The sequence below is a fragment of the Streptomyces sp. NPDC101234 genome (assembly GCF_044767525.1).
GTDB classification, from domain to species: Bacteria; Actinomycetota; Actinomycetes; order Streptomycetales; family Streptomycetaceae; genus Streptomyces; species Streptomyces sasae.
This window is the reverse complement of record NZ_JBIWOA010000010.1, coordinates 120,385-133,682: the sequence shown is the minus strand read 5'-3', so window position 1 is coordinate 133,682 and position 13,298 is coordinate 120,385. Positions and strand designations below refer to the sequence as shown.

Below are 13,298 nucleotides of genomic sequence, written 5' to 3'. Positions count from 1 at the left end.
AATCGCCCACGCCTCCTACGCTCGTGTCATGTCAGAGGTGTACGCCGCCCGCCGAACCCGCCTGAGGGACCGCTGCCAGGCCAGCGGCAGCGCCTCCGCGCTGATCTCGCGCCCCGCCAACGTGAGATACCTCGCCGGTGCCGCCCCGACCGGCTCCGTCCTGCTGCTGGGCAAACGCGAGGATCTCCTCGTATGTCCCGGCCCCCAGGACGACCGCCCCGCCGAGGCCCGCTGCGACGAGTCCCTACGGCAGCACCTTCTGGAAGGCCCCGGCGGCGACCCCGCCGTGGCCGCCGCAGACCTCGCCGCCGCCCAGGACGCCGACGTGCTCGCCGTCGAGGAGCATCACCTCACCGTGGCCCGGCACCGCGCCCTCTCCTCGGTCGCCCCCTGCCTCCGCCTCACCGACCTGGGCTCGGCCGTCGAGCAGCTCAGGGTCGTGAAGGACGAGGAGGAGATCTCCTGCCTCCGCATCGGCGCGGAGATCGCCGACCAGGCCCTCGGTGAGCTGCTGGAGTCGATCCTCGTGGGCCGCACCGAACGGCACCTCGCCCTGGAGCTGGAGCGCCGCCTGGTCGACCACGGCGCCGACGGCCCGGCCTTCCCCACCTCCGTGGCCACCGGCCCGAACTCCGGCCGCCGCGGCCACCGCCCCACCGACCGGCGTGTCGAGGAGGGCGACTTCCTCTCCGTCTGCCTGGGCGCCACCTACCGCGGCTACCGCTGCGAGATCGGCCGTACCTTCGTCATCGGCACCACGCCCGCCGACTGGCAGATCGAGCTGTACGACCTGGTCTTCGCCGCCCAGCGGGCCGGCCGGGAGAGCCTCGTGCCGGGCGCCGCCTACCGGGACGTGGACCGCGCGGCCCGCCAGGTGCTGGACTCCGCGGGCCACTCCGAGGGCCTGCAGCACCTCACCGGACACGGTGTCGGACTCGAAATCGACGAGGACCCGCAGCTCGCCCCCTCGGCCATGGGTAAACTGGACGCTTGCGTGCCGGTCACCGTCGAACCGGGGGTCCACCTCCCGGGCCGGGGCGGAGTCCGGATCGATGACACGCTCGTCGTGCGCCCTGAGGCGGACGGCGGACCCGAGCTACTCACCATCACGACCAAGGAGCTGCTCGCACTATAGGGAATGTGCGTGCCCCGGGGTCGTCCACGTCAGTCCAGGAGATTCCGCAACCGTGGCTTCCACGAACGACCTCAAGAACGGCCTGGTGCTCAAGCTCGAAGGCGGCCAGCTCTGGTCCGTCGTCGAGTTCCAGCACGTCAAGCCCGGCAAGGGCCCGGCATTCGTGCGCACCAAGCTCAAGAACGTGCTGTCCGGCAAGGTGGTCGACAAGACCTTCAACGCCGGCGTCAAGGTCGAGACGGCCACTGTCGACAAGCGCGACATGCAGTTCTCGTACATGGACGGCGAGTACTTCGTCTTCATGGACATGGACACGTACGACCAGCTGCACATCGACCGGAAGACCGTCGGCGACGCCGCGAACTTCCTGATCGAGGGCTTCACGGCCGTCGTCGCCCAGCACGAGGGCGAAGTGCTCTTCGTCGAGCTCCCGGCCGCCGTCGAGCTGGTCATCCAGGAGACCGAGCCGGGTGTCCAGGGCGACCGCTCCACCGGCGGCACCAAGCCGGCCACGCTGGAGACCGGTCACCAGATCCAGGTCCCGCTCTTCATCACCACCGGTGAGAAGATCAAGGTCGACACCCGCACGAGCGACTACCTCGGCCGGGTGAACAGCTAACCGTGGCTGCCCGCAACACGGCCCGCAAGCGCGCCTTCCAGATCCTCTTCGAGGGCGACCAGCGCGGGGCCGATGTCCTGACGGTCCTCGCGGACTGGATCCGGCTCTCCCGGGACGACACCCGGCAGCCGCCGGTGAGCGAGTACACGATGCAGCTGGTCGAGGGCTACGCCGTGCACGCGAGGCGGATCGACGAGCTGATCGCCCAGTACGCGGTCGGCTGGACGCTGGACCGGATGCCGGTCGTCGACCGCAACCTCCTGCGCCTCGGCGCGTACGAGCTGATCTGGGTCGACGAGACGCCGGACGCGGTCGTCCTCGACGAGATGGTGCAGCTCGCGAAGGAGTTCTCGACGGACGAGTCGCCCTCGTTCGTGAACGGGCTTCTCGGGCGTCTGAAGGAGCTGAAGCCGTCGCTTCGCCGCGAGGCGTAGCCGACGAAACGCGAACGCCGGAAGGCCCGCAGCTGCTTGCTGCGGGCCTTCCGGCGTTCGCGCGCCCAATGGGGTGGGTGGTGCGGTGGTCGGGCGGCTGATGGTCGTCTGTGGCTTGTCGCGCAGTTCCTCCCCCAGCCTTCGGCCGGGGGTACCCCCAGCGCCCCTAGGGGGTTGCGCCCACGTCGCTCAAGACGTGAACGCAGAAAAAGACCGCCGGGGCAGACCGGAACCGTCGAGTTCCGGCCACCCCGGCGGCACGTTTCTGCTCAGGTGTGGTGCGGTTCAGGCGTCTTCGTGCGTGGCCACCGCGCGGCGCGCGTCCGCGTCCAGGACGCCCCAGCTGATCAGCTGCTCGGTGAGGACCGAGGGGGACTGGTCGTAGATGACGGCCAGTGTGCGCAGGTCGTCCTGGCGGATCGACAGCACCTTGCCGTTGTAGTCACCGCGCTGGGACTGGATCGTCGCCGCGTAGCGCTGCAGCGGGCCCGCCTTCTCGGCCGGCACGGTGGCCAGCCGCTCCAGGTCCAGGACCAGCTTCGGCGGGGGCTCGGCGGCGCCGCCGGGGGTGGTGCCCGGGAGCAGCTCCTGCACCGGCACACCGTAGAAATCCGCCAACTCGGCAAGGCGCTGCACGGTCACGGCACGGTCGCCGCGCTCGTACGAACCGACCACCACGGCCTTCCAGCGCCCCTGGGACTTCTCCTCGACACCGTGGAGGGAAAGGCCCTGCTGGGTGCGGATGGCCCGGAGCTTGGCCCCGAGCTGTTTGGCGTATTCGCTGGACATATAGCTCCCCGGACACTGTGTCGACGCGGCCGGCCTTGGTTCCCGCCGCGCGGCTGGTAACTCACTGTGAGGTTACGCAGCGTTACTCTCTCGCGTCAAGCCGAATGGTCCGCACCGACTCTTCCGTGGTGGCGATGGCCGGTTAGCCCAGGGGGGTGATCAGGGGCATCTTCGGCACCTGCTACCGTTGATGGCGCAAATCCGACGTCCTTTAAGGTCCGTCCCGTGAGACGGAGAAGGGGGTCCGTTTCGTATGGACAAGCAGGAAAAGCTCGAGACCCAGGCCCAGGGTTCCGATGCGCGGCCCGTTCTCGAAGGCCCCGACATCGCACGGGTGCTGACCCGCATCGCCCACGAGATCGTCGAGCGCGCCAAGGGTGCCGACGACGTGGTGCTGCTCGGCATCCCGACCCGCGGCGTCTTCCTCGCCCAGCGGCTCGCAGCCAAGCTGGAGCAGATCACCGACCGCAAGGTTCCCGTCGGTTCGCTCGACATCACCATGTACCGCGACGACCTGCGCATGCACCCGCCGCGCGCGCTGGCCCGCACCGAGATCCCCGGCGACGGCATCGACGGCAGGCTGGTCGTCCTCGTCGACGACGTGCTGTTCTCCGGCCGCACCATCCGCGCCGCCCTCGACGCCCTGAACGACATCGGGCGCCCGCGCGCGGTCCAGCTCGCGGTCCTCGTCGACCGCGGCCACCGCGAACTGCCCATCCGCGCCGACTACGTCGGCAAGAACCTCCCCACGTCGCTGCGGGAGACGGTCAAGGTCCTGCTCGCCGAGGAGGACGGTCGCGACACCGTGCTGCTCGGCGCCAAGCCGACCCAGTAGCGGGCCGAGGGCGCGCGCCGGTCCGGCGCGCCCCTGGCTGCCCGGAATCTCCCCAAACGTGAACTGCCTTACGGAGCCTGACAGATGCAGCGTCATCTCATCTCGGCCGCCGACCTCACCCGCGACGACGCCGTACTGATCCTCGACACCGCCGAGGAGATGGCCCGGGTCGCCGACCGGCCGATCAAGAAGCTGCCGACCCTGCGCGGCCGCACCGTCGTCAACCTCTTCTTCGAGGACTCGACCCGGACCCGGATCTCCTTCGAGGCCGCCGAGAAGCGCCTCTCCGCCGACGTCATCAACTTCACCGCCAAGGGGTCCAGCGTCTCCAAGGGCGAGTCCCTGAAGGACACCGCCCAGACCCTGGAGGCGATGGGCGTCGACGCCGTGGTCATCCGGCACGGCGCCTCCGGAGCCCCCTACCGCCTCGCCACCTCCGGCTGGATCGACGCCGCCGTCATCAACGCCGGCGACGGGACCCACCAGCACCCCACCCAGGCCCTCCTCGACGCCTTCACCATGCGCCGCCGCCTGGTCGGCAGGGACGCCGGGATAGGGCAGGACCTGGCCGGCAAGCGCATCACGATCGTCGGCGACGTCCTGCACAGCCGGGTCGCCCGTTCCAACGTCGACCTGCTGCACACCCTCGGAGCCGAGGTCACCCTGGTCGCCCCGCCCACCCTGGTGCCGGTCGGCGTCGAGCGGTGGCCCTGCGAGGTGTCGTACGAACTGGACGCCGTACTCCCGAAGTCCGACGCGGTGATGATGCTCCGTGTGCAGCGCGAGCGCATGAACGCCGCGTTCTTCCCGACCGAGCGCGAGTACTCGCGGCGCTACGGCCTCGACGGCGACCGCATGGCGAAGATGCCCGAGCACGCCATCGTGATGCACCCCGGCCCGATGGTCCGCGGCATGGAGATCACCGCCGAGGTCGCCGACTCCGAGCGCTGCACCGTGGTCGAGCAGGTCGCAAACGGAGTCTCCATCCGGATGGCCGTCCTGTACCTCCTGCTCGGCGGCAACGAACCCGCCGTCAGTCACGCCCGCACCACCGAGGAGAAGTAAGACCCATGAGCAAGATCCTGATCCGTGGTGCGAAGGTGCTCGGCGGCGAGCCGCAGGACGTACTGATCGACGGCGAGGTCATCGAGGCGGTCGGCACCGGGCTGTCCGCCGACGGTGCCGAGATCGTCGAGGCCGCCGGCAAGGTCCTGCTGCCGGGCCTGGTCGACCTGCACACGCATCTGCGCGAGCCCGGCCGCGAGGACTCCGAGACGGTCCTGACCGGCACCCGTGCAGCGGCGAGCGGCGGCTACACGGCCGTCTTCGCCATGGCCAACACCTTCCCGGTCGCCGACACCGCCGGCGTGGTCGAGCAGGTCTACCGGCTCGGCCAGGAGCACGGCTACTGCGACGTCCAGCCCATCGGCGCCGTCACCGTCGGCCTGGAGGGCAAGAAGCTCGCCGAGCTGGGCGCCATGCACGAGTCGGCCGCCGGGGTCACCGTCTTCTCCGACGACGGCAAGTGCGTCGACGACGCCGTGATCATGCGCCGTGCCCTGGAGTACGTGAAGGCCTTCGGCGGGGTCGTCGCCCAGCACGCCCAGGAGCCGCGGCTGACCGAGGGCGCCCAGATGAACGAGGGCGTCGTCTCGGCCGAGCTGGGGCTGGGCGGCTGGCCGGCCGTCGCCGAGGAGTCGGTCATCGCGCGGGACGTCCTGCTCGCCGAGCACGTCGGCTCCCGTGTCCACATCTGCCACCTGTCGACCGCCGGCTCGGTCGAGATCGTGCGCTGGGCCAAGTCCCGGGGCATCGACGTCACCGCCGAGGTCACCCCGCACCACCTGCTCCTCACCGACGAGCTGGTGCGGTCGTACAACCCGGTCTACAAGGTCAACCCGCCGCTGCGCACCGAGCGCGATGTGCTCGCGCTGCGCGAGGCCCTGGCCGACGGCACGATCGACATCGTCGCCACCGACCACGCCCCGCACCCGCACGAGGACAAGGACTGCGAGTGGGCCGCGGCCGCCATGGGGATGGTGGGCCTGGAGACCGCGCTGTCGGTGGTGCAGGAGACCATGGTGGACACGGGCCTGCTGACCTGGGCCGGTGTCGCCGAGCGGATGTCCGTCAAGCCCGCGCGGATCGGACAGGCCACCGGCCACGGCCGCCCCGTCTCGGCTGGTGAGCCCGCCAACCTCACCCTCGTCGACACGGAATACCGTGGCCTGGTGGACCCCGCGGGCTTCGCCTCGCGCAGCCGCAACACCCCGTACGAGGGGCGCGAGCTGCCGGGCCGTGTCACCCACACGTGGCTGCGGGGCAAGGCGACGCTCGCGGACGGGAAGCTCACGTGACACCTCTGATCCTGCTGGCCGACGACAAGAAGTCGGCCGCGGTCACCGACTGGTCCGCCCGTATCGGCTGGCTGGTCGGCCTGGCCCTCTTCGTCGCGCTCGTCTACTGGCTGATGCGCGAGGGCTGGAAATGGCGCGGCACCCTTCAGGGCGACCTGCCGGAGCTGCCCAGCGCGCCGGACGACCTCGGTGACGTGAAACTGACGATGAGCGGCCGCTACCACGGCTCCACCACCGCCGGGCAGTGGCTGGACCGCATCGTGGCCCGCGGCCTCGGCTCCCGCAGCCGGGTCGAGCTCACCCTGACCGACGCGGGCCTGGACGTCGTACGCCCCGGGGCGACCGACTTCTTCATCCCCGCCGCCGCGCTCCGCGAGGCCCTGCTGGGCAAGGGCATCGCGGGCAAGGTCCTCACCGAGGGCGGACTGCTCCTGGTGACCTGGCAGCACGGCGACAAGCTGATCGACTCCGGATTCCGCTCGGACCACGCGGCCGAGCACACCGAGTGGGTCGAGGCCATCAACTCCATGATCAAGACAAACGACACGGAAGGCGCCGAACGATGACGACCTCCACAAGGGGAGCCGGCAAGGTTCCCGCGGTACTCGTCCTGGAGGACGGCCGGATCTTCCGCGGCCGCGCCTACGGGGCCGTGGGGGAGACCTTCGGCGAGGCCGTGTTCTCCACCGGCATGACCGGCTACCAGGAGACCCTGACCGACCCCTCGTACGACCGCCAGATCGTGGTCGCCACCGCCCCGCAGATCGGCAACACGGGCTGGAACGACGAGGACGACGAGTCCAGCCGCATCTGGGTCTCCGGCTATGTCGTGCGCGACCCCGCGCGCGTGCCCTCCAACTGGCGCGCCAAGCGTTCGCTGGACGAGGAACTGGTTGCGCAGGGCGTGGTCGGCATCTCCGGGATCGACACCCGCGCCCTCACCCGCCACCTCCGTGAGCGCGGTTCGATGCGCTCGGGCATCTTCTCCGGAGAGGCGATCGCCACCGACGCCGAACTCGTCGCGCGCGTGCAGGCGCAGCCGCACATGAAGGGCGCCTCGCTGTACGAGGAGGTCGCCACCAAGGAGGCGTACGTCGTCCCGGCCGTCGGGCAGAAGCGATTCACCGTGGCCGCCATCGACCTCGGCATCAAGGGCATGACCCCGCAGCGGATGGCCGAGCGCGGCATCGAGGTGCACGTCCTGCCCGCGACCGCCACCGAGGACGACGTGTACGCCGTCGGCCCCGACGGTGTGTTCTTCTCCAACGGCCCCGGCGACCCGGCCACGGCCGACGGCCCGGTGGCCCTGATGACCGCCGTCCTGGCGCGGAAGACCCCGCTGTTCGGCATCTGCTTCGGCAACCAGATCCTCGGCCGCGCGCTCGGCTTCGGCACCTACAAGCTGAAGTACGGCCACCGGGGCATCAACCAGCCGGTCCAGGACCGTACGACCGGCAAGGTCGAGGTCACCGCGCACAACCACGGCTTCGCCGTGGACGCGCCGCTCGACAAGGTCAGCGACACGAAGTTCGGCCGCGCCGAGGTCTCGCACGTCTGCCTGAACGACGATGTCGTGGAGGGGCTGCAGCTGCTCGACCAGCCGGCCTTCTCCGTCCAGTACCACCCCGAAGCGGCAGCGGGCCCGCACGACGCCGCCTACCTGTTCGACCGCTTCGTTTCCCTGATGGAGGGCCAGCGTGCCTAAGCGCACCGATATCCAGTCCGTCCTGGTCATCGGCTCCGGCCCGATCGTCATCGGCCAGGCCGCCGAGTTCGACTACTCCGGCACCCAGGCCTGCCGCGTGCTGCGCGCCGAGGGCCTGCGGGTCATCCTCGTCAACTCCAACCCGGCGACGATCATGACCGACCCGGAGATCGCCGACGCCACCTACGTCGAGCCGATCACCCCGGAGTTCGTCGAGAAGATCATCGCCAAGGAGCGCCCCGACGCCCTGCTGCCCACCCTGGGCGGCCAGACGGCCCTGAACACCGCGATCTCGCTGGACGAGAACGGTGTCCTGACCAAGTACGGCGTCGAGCTGATCGGCGCCAATGTCGAGGCCATCAACAAGGGCGAGGACCGCGATCTCTTCAAGGAGGTCGTGGAGGAGGTCCGCCGCAAGATCGGCCACGGCGAGTCCGCGCGCTCCGTCATCTGCCACACCATGGACGAGGTCGTCGCCGGCGTCGAGACGCTCGGCGGTGGCTACCCGGTCGTCGTCCGCCCCTCCTTCACCATGGGCGGCGCCGGCTCCGGCTTCGCCCACGACGAGGAGGAGCTGCGCCGCATCGCCGGCCAGGGCCTGACCCTCTCGCCGACCACCGAGGTGCTCCTGGAGGAGTCCATCCTCGGCTGGAAGGAGTACGAGCTGGAGCTGATGCGCGACAAGCACGACAACGTCGTGGTCGTCTGCTCCATCGAGAACTTCGACCCCATGGGCGTGCACACCGGCGACTCGATCACGGTGGCGCCCGCGATGACGCTGACCGACCGCGAGTACCAGATCCTCCGCGACATCGGCATCGCCGTGATCCGCGAGGTCGGTGTCGACACCGGCGGCTGCAACATCCAGTTCGCGGTCAATCCCGAGGACGGTCGCGTGATCGTCATCGAGATGAACCCGCGTGTGTCGCGGTCCTCCGCACTGGCATCCAAGGCGACCGGCTTCCCGATCGCGAAGATCGCCGCGAAGCTCGCCGTCGGCTACACCCTCGACGAGATCCCCAACGACATCACGCAGGAGACCCCGGCCTCCTTCGAGCCCACGCTCGACTATGTGGTCGTCAAGGCTCCGCGCTTCGCGTTCGAGAAGTTCCCGTCCGCCGACTCCACGCTGACCACCACCATGAAGTCGGTCGGCGAGGCCATGGCCATCGGCCGCAACTTCACCGAGGCCTTCCAGAAGGCGCTGCGCTCGCTGGAGAAGAAGGGCAGCCAGTTCACCTTCGTCGGTGAGCCCGGCGACAAGGACGAGCTGCTGCGCGAGGCGGTACGGCCCACCGACGGCCGGATCAACACCGTCATGCAGGCCATCCGCGCGGGCGCCACGCCCGAGGAGGTCTTCGAGTTCACGAAGATCGACCCGTGGTTCGTCGACCAGCTCTTCCTGATCAAGGAGCTCGCGGACGAACTCGCGGCCGCCGACCGCCTGGACGCCGACCTGCTCGCCGAGGCCAAGCGGCACGGCTTCTCCGACCAGCAGATCGCCGAGATCCGCGGGCTGCGCGAGGACGTCGTCCGCGAGGTCCGGCACGCGCTGGGGGTCCGCCCGATCTACAAGACGGTCGACACCTGCGCCGCCGAGTTCGCCGCGAAGACGCCGTACTTCTACTCCTCCTACGACGAGGAGACCGAGGTCGCGCCGCGCGAGAAGCCGGCCGTCATCATCCTGGGCTCCGGCCCCAACCGCATCGGCCAGGGCATCGAGTTCGACTACTCGTGCGTGCACGCGTCCTTCGCGCTGTCCGACGCCGGGTACGAGACCGTGATGGTCAACTGCAACCCGGAGACCGTCTCCACCGACTACGACACCTCCGACCGGCTGTACTTCGAGCCGCTCACGCTGGAGGACGTGCTGGAGATCGTGCACGCCGAGCAGCAGGCCGGTCCGGTCGCCGGTGTGATCGTGCAGCTGGGCGGCCAGACGCCGCTGGGTCTGTCACAGGCGCTCAAGGACAACGGCGTGCCGATCGTCGGCACGTCCCCGGAGGCGATCCACGCGGCCGAGGACCGGGGCGCCTTCGGGCGGGTGCTCGCCGAGGCTGGCCTGCCGGCCCCCAAGCACGGCACCGCGACCACCTTCGCCGAGGCCAAGGCCATCGCCGACGAGATCGGCTACCCGGTCCTCGTCCGGCCGTCGTACGTGCTCGGCGGCCGCGGCATGGAGATCGTCTACGACGAGACCCGCCTCGCCTCCTACATCGCCGAGTCGACCGAGATCAGCCCCTCCCGGCCGGTCCTCGTCGACCGGTTCCTGGACGACGCGATCGAGATCGACGTCGACGCCCTCTACGACGGCGAGGAGCTGTACCTCGGCGGCGTCATGGAGCACATCGAGGAGGCCGGCATCCACTCCGGCGACTCGGCGTGCGCCCTGCCCCCGATCACCCTGGGCGGCTTCGACATCAAGCGTCTGCGCGCCTCCACCGAGGCCATCGCCAAGGGCGTCGGCGTCCGCGGCCTGATCAACATCCAGTTCGCGATGGCCGGGGACATCCTCTACGTCCTCGAAGCCAACCCGCGCGCCTCCCGCACCGTGCCCTTCACCTCGAAGGCGACCGCGGTGCCGCTGGCGAAGGCCGCGGCCCGGATCTCGCTGGGCGCGACCGTCGCCGAACTGCGCGCCGAGGGCCTGCTGCCGGCCCGGGGCGACGGCGGCGAGCTGCCGTTCGACGCGCCGATCTCCGTCAAGGAGGCGGTCATGCCGTGGTCGCGGTTCCGCGACATCCACGGCCGGGGCGTCGACACGGTCCTCGGCCCGGAGATGCGCTCCACCGGTGAGGTCATGGGCATCGACTCCGTCTTCGGCACGGCGTACGCCAAGTCGCAGGCCGGAGCGTACGGGCCGCTGCCGACCAAGGGCCGCGCGTTCATCTCCGTCGCCAACCGCGACAAGCGCTCGATGATCTTCCCGGCGCGTGAGCTGGTCGCCCACGGCTTCGAACTGCTCGCCACGTCCGGCACGGCCGAGGTGCTCAAGCGCAACGGCATCAACGCGACCGTTGTCCGAAAGCAGTCGGAGGGCGTCGGTCCCGAGGGCGAGAAGACGATCGTCCAGCTGATCCACGACGGCGAGGTGGACCTCATCGTCAACACCCCGTACGGCACGGGGGGTCGCCTGGACGGGTACGAGATCCGGACCGCCGCGGTGGCCCGGTCGGTGCCGTGCCTGACGACCGTGCAGGCGCTGGCGGCCGCTGTGCAGGGTATTGACGCGCTGAACCACGGGGATGTCGGGGTGCGGTCGCTCCAGGAGCATGCGGAGACGTTGACCGCAGCGCGGGACTAAAAGGTCGTAGTGAGGCTGCGGGCCGGTTGTGGCTGGTCGCGCAGTTCCCGCGCCCCTGAGGGGCGCGTTGCCCAGCTGTCTATGAAGGGGGGCACCGGTGACGGTGTCCCCCTCCGCATGAGGACTCCATGTACAAGATCTTCTTCAGTCTCGTGTTCAAGTGGATGGATCCGGAACAGGCCCACTACCTGGCCTTCCGGTGGATCCGGCTCGCCGTCCGGATCCCCGTGCTGCGCACCTTCGTCGCCGCCGCGCTCGCGCCGCGCTACAAGGAACTGCGCACCGAGGCCTTCGGGCTGCGGATGCACGGGCCCTTCGGGCTCGCCGCCGGCTTCGACAAGAACGCCGTCGCGATCGACGGGATGTCGATGCTCGGGTTCGACCATGTCGAGATCGGCACGGTGACCGGGGAGGCCCAGCCCGGCAATCCCAAGAAGCGGCTGTTCCGGCTCGTCGCCGACCGGGCGCTGATCAACCGCATGGGCTTCAACAACGACGGCTCGCTGGCCGTCGCCGCCCGGCTCGCGACCCGGGAGCCCGTCTTCAGGACGGTCGTGGGCGTCAACATCGGCAAGACCAAGGTCGTACCGGAGGCCGAGGCCGTCGGTGACTACGTGAAGTCGGCCGAGCGGCTCGCGCCGTACGCGGACTACCTGGTCGTGAACGTGTCGTCCCCGAACACGCCGGGCCTGCGCAACCTCCAGGCGGTGGACCACCTGCGTCCGCTCCTGACGGGTGTCCGCGAGGCCGCCGACCGCGTGGTGGCGCACCGGCGGGTGCCGCTCCTGGTGAAGATCGCGCCGGACCTCGCCGACGAGGACGTGGACGCCGTCGCCGACCTGGCCGTGGAGCTGGGTCTTGACGGGATCATCGCGACCAACACCACCATCGCGCGGGAGGGGCTGGGGCTGCGGTCCGATCCCGGCCTGGTGAAGGAGACCGGAGGTCTCTCCGGGGCGCCGCTCAAGGCGCGCTCCCTGGAGGTGCTGCGGCGGCTGTACGCGCGCGTGGGCGACCGGATCACCCTGGTGGGCGTCGGCGGCATCGAGAACGCCGAGGACGCCTGGCAGCGCATCCTGGCCGGTGCCACGCTGGTGCAGGGCTACAGCGCGTTCATCTACGAGGGGCCCTTCTGGGGCCGAGCCATTCACAAGGGCCTCGCGGCGCGCCTGCGCACCAGCCCGTACGCCACCCTCGCCGACGCGGTCGGCGCCGATGTGAGGACGACCGTATGAGCCCCTCGGAGCCCTTCGGCGCGCGGCTGCGCCGTGCCATGGACGAGCGAGGTCCGCTGTGCGTGGGTATCGACCCGCACGCCTCGCTGCTCTCGGAGTGGGGTCTGAACGACGACGTGGCGGGCCTGGAGCGGTTCAGCCGTACCGTCGTGGAGGCGGTGGCCGACCGGGTCGCGGTCATGAAGCCGCAGAGCGCGTTCTTCGAGCGGTTCGGCTCGCGCGGGGTCGCCGTCCTGGAGCGGGTGGTGCAGGAGGCGCGGGCCGCCGGGACCCTGGTCGTCATGGACGCCAAGCGCGGTGACATCGGCTCCACCATGGCCGGGTACGCGGAGGCCTTCCTGGGCAAGGACGCCCCGCTGTTCTCGGACGCCCTGACCGTCTCGCCGTACCTCGGCTACGGCTCGCTCAGCCCGGCCGTGGCGCTGGCCCGGGAGAGCGGGGCCGGTCTGTTCGTGCTGGCGCTCACCTCGAACCCGGAGGGCCCCGAGGTGCAGCACGCGGTGCGCGGCGACGGCCGTACGGTCGGCGCGACCATGCTGGCGCACCTCGCCGCCGAGAACGAGGGGGAGGAGCCGCTGGGCTCCTTCGGCGCCGTCGTCGGCGCCACGGTCGGCGACCTGTCGTCGTACGACCTCGACATCAACGGTCCGCTCCTCGCGCCCGGCGTCGGTGCGCAGGGTGCGACGGCAGCGGACCTTCCCACGGTGTTCGGGACGGCGGTGCGCAACGTGGTTCCAAACGTGAGCCGAGGTGTTTTGCGTCACGGTCCCGATGTCGGGGCACTCCGGGCGGCCGCGGACCGGTTCGCGGGCGAGATCCGGGACGTCCTCGCAGGTGGATGAGTCCTCCGACGAGTGCTCCCGCGAGCGCTCCGGCGACGGCTTG

At 70.3% G+C, this 13,298-nt stretch carries 12 protein-coding genes; 11 read left to right on the top strand and 1 reads right to left on the bottom strand.

Annotated elements, in window-relative coordinates; genetic code table 11:
• The first annotated feature begins 28 nt into the window (after nucleotides 1-28).
• From ACIRR9_RS19875 to nusB, 3 genes are read left to right on the top strand one after another with little or no spacing between them, the layout of a single operon-like run.
• The gene (locus ACIRR9_RS19875) at nucleotides 29-1,135 is read left to right on the top strand and encodes an aminopeptidase P family protein (protein WP_365352272.1); all 1,107 of its coding nucleotides are present in this window, start codon (nucleotides 29-31) and stop codon (nucleotides 1,133-1,135) included.
• Between the two features lie 52 nt (nucleotides 1,136-1,187).
• The gene (gene efp / locus ACIRR9_RS19870; RefSeq protein WP_351487768.1) at nucleotides 1,188-1,754 is read left to right on the top strand and encodes an elongation factor P; all 567 of its coding nucleotides are present in this window, start codon (nucleotides 1,188-1,190) and stop codon (nucleotides 1,752-1,754) included.
• A 2-nt stretch (nucleotides 1,755-1,756) separates the two neighbouring features.
• A complete protein-coding gene (gene nusB / locus ACIRR9_RS19865; RefSeq protein WP_316774863.1) occupies nucleotides 1,757-2,188 on the top strand; it encodes a transcription antitermination factor NusB in 432 nt (143 codons plus the stop codon).
• 285 nt (nucleotides 2,189-2,473) lie between these two features.
• Here the strand turns inward: nusB and bldD are convergent, their stop codons facing one another.
• Nucleotides 2,474-2,977, bottom strand: a complete 504-nt coding sequence (gene bldD, locus ACIRR9_RS19860) for a transcriptional regulator BldD (protein ID WP_020938842.1) — start codon at nucleotides 2,975-2,977, stop codon at nucleotides 2,474-2,476.
• Between the two features lie 253 nt (nucleotides 2,978-3,230).
• Here bldD and pyrR point away from each other — a divergent pair, with 253 nt between their 5' ends.
• The 8 genes from pyrR to pyrF all read left to right on the top strand — a co-directional run bounded on the left by pyrR (nucleotide 3,231) and on the right by pyrF (nucleotide 13,255).
• The gene (gene pyrR / locus ACIRR9_RS19855) at nucleotides 3,231-3,812 is read left to right on the top strand and encodes a bifunctional pyr operon transcriptional regulator/uracil phosphoribosyltransferase PyrR (RefSeq protein WP_123978531.1); all 582 of its coding nucleotides are present in this window, start codon (nucleotides 3,231-3,233) and stop codon (nucleotides 3,810-3,812) included.
• 84 nt (nucleotides 3,813-3,896) lie between these two features.
• On the top strand, nucleotides 3,897-4,877 hold the full coding sequence (locus ACIRR9_RS19850; RefSeq protein ID WP_365352267.1) for an aspartate carbamoyltransferase catalytic subunit: 981 nt from the start codon (nucleotides 3,897-3,899) through the stop codon (nucleotides 4,875-4,877).
• A 5-nt stretch (nucleotides 4,878-4,882) separates the two neighbouring features.
• On the top strand, nucleotides 4,883-6,169 hold the full coding sequence (locus tag ACIRR9_RS19845; RefSeq protein ID WP_403753340.1) for a dihydroorotase: 1,287 nt from the start codon (nucleotides 4,883-4,885) through the stop codon (nucleotides 6,167-6,169).
• Nucleotides 6,166-6,735, top strand: coding sequence for a hypothetical protein (locus tag ACIRR9_RS19840; protein ID WP_403753337.1), 570 nt, complete (start codon nucleotides 6,166-6,168; stop codon nucleotides 6,733-6,735). Before ACIRR9_RS19845 ends, ACIRR9_RS19840 begins: the two co-directional genes overlap by 4 nt.
• Nucleotides 6,732-7,874 (top strand): glutamine-hydrolyzing carbamoyl-phosphate synthase small subunit, encoded by a 1,143-nt coding sequence (gene carA / locus ACIRR9_RS19835; protein ID WP_403753334.1) that lies wholly within the window; start codon nucleotides 6,732-6,734, stop codon nucleotides 7,872-7,874. Before ACIRR9_RS19840 ends, carA begins: the two co-directional genes overlap by 4 nt.
• Nucleotides 7,867-11,178, top strand: a complete 3,312-nt coding sequence (carB, locus tag ACIRR9_RS19830) for a carbamoyl-phosphate synthase large subunit (protein WP_403753331.1) — start codon at nucleotides 7,867-7,869, stop codon at nucleotides 11,176-11,178. Before carA ends, carB begins: the two co-directional genes overlap by 8 nt.
• 128 nt (nucleotides 11,179-11,306) lie before the next feature.
• The gene (locus ACIRR9_RS19825; RefSeq protein WP_403753328.1) at nucleotides 11,307-12,413 is read left to right on the top strand and encodes a quinone-dependent dihydroorotate dehydrogenase; all 1,107 of its coding nucleotides are present in this window, start codon (nucleotides 11,307-11,309) and stop codon (nucleotides 12,411-12,413) included.
• Nucleotides 12,410-13,255, top strand: coding sequence for an orotidine-5'-phosphate decarboxylase (gene pyrF / locus ACIRR9_RS19820; protein WP_403753325.1), 846 nt, complete (start codon nucleotides 12,410-12,412; stop codon nucleotides 13,253-13,255). The genes ACIRR9_RS19825 and pyrF overlap by 4 nt, the downstream gene beginning before the upstream one ends.
• The last annotated feature ends 43 nt before the right edge of the window (nucleotides 13,256-13,298 follow it).

Excerpts from the sequence above, each read along its gene's own strand:
- ACIRR9_RS19850 (WP_365352267.1), top strand. The coding sequence starts at position 3,897 with ATGCAGCGTCATCTCATCTCGGCCGCCGACCTCACCCGCGACGACGCC.
- ACIRR9_RS19825 (WP_403753328.1), top strand. The coding sequence starts at position 11,307 with ATGTACAAGATCTTCTTCAGTCTCGTGTTCAAGTGGATGGATCCGGAA.
- bldD (WP_020938842.1), bottom strand. The coding sequence starts at position 2,977 with ATGTCCAGCGAATACGCCAAACAGCTCGGGGCCAAGCTCCGGGCCATC.
- ACIRR9_RS19845 (WP_403753340.1), top strand. The coding sequence starts at position 4,883 with ATGAGCAAGATCCTGATCCGTGGTGCGAAGGTGCTCGGCGGCGAGCCG.
- pyrR (WP_123978531.1), top strand. The coding sequence starts at position 3,231 with ATGGACAAGCAGGAAAAGCTCGAGACCCAGGCCCAGGGTTCCGATGCG.
- ACIRR9_RS19875 (WP_365352272.1), top strand. The coding sequence starts at position 29 with ATGTCAGAGGTGTACGCCGCCCGCCGAACCCGCCTGAGGGACCGCTGC.
- carA (WP_403753334.1), top strand. The coding sequence starts at position 6,732 with ATGACGACCTCCACAAGGGGAGCCGGCAAGGTTCCCGCGGTACTCGTC.
- pyrF (WP_403753325.1), top strand. The coding sequence starts at position 12,410 with ATGAGCCCCTCGGAGCCCTTCGGCGCGCGGCTGCGCCGTGCCATGGAC.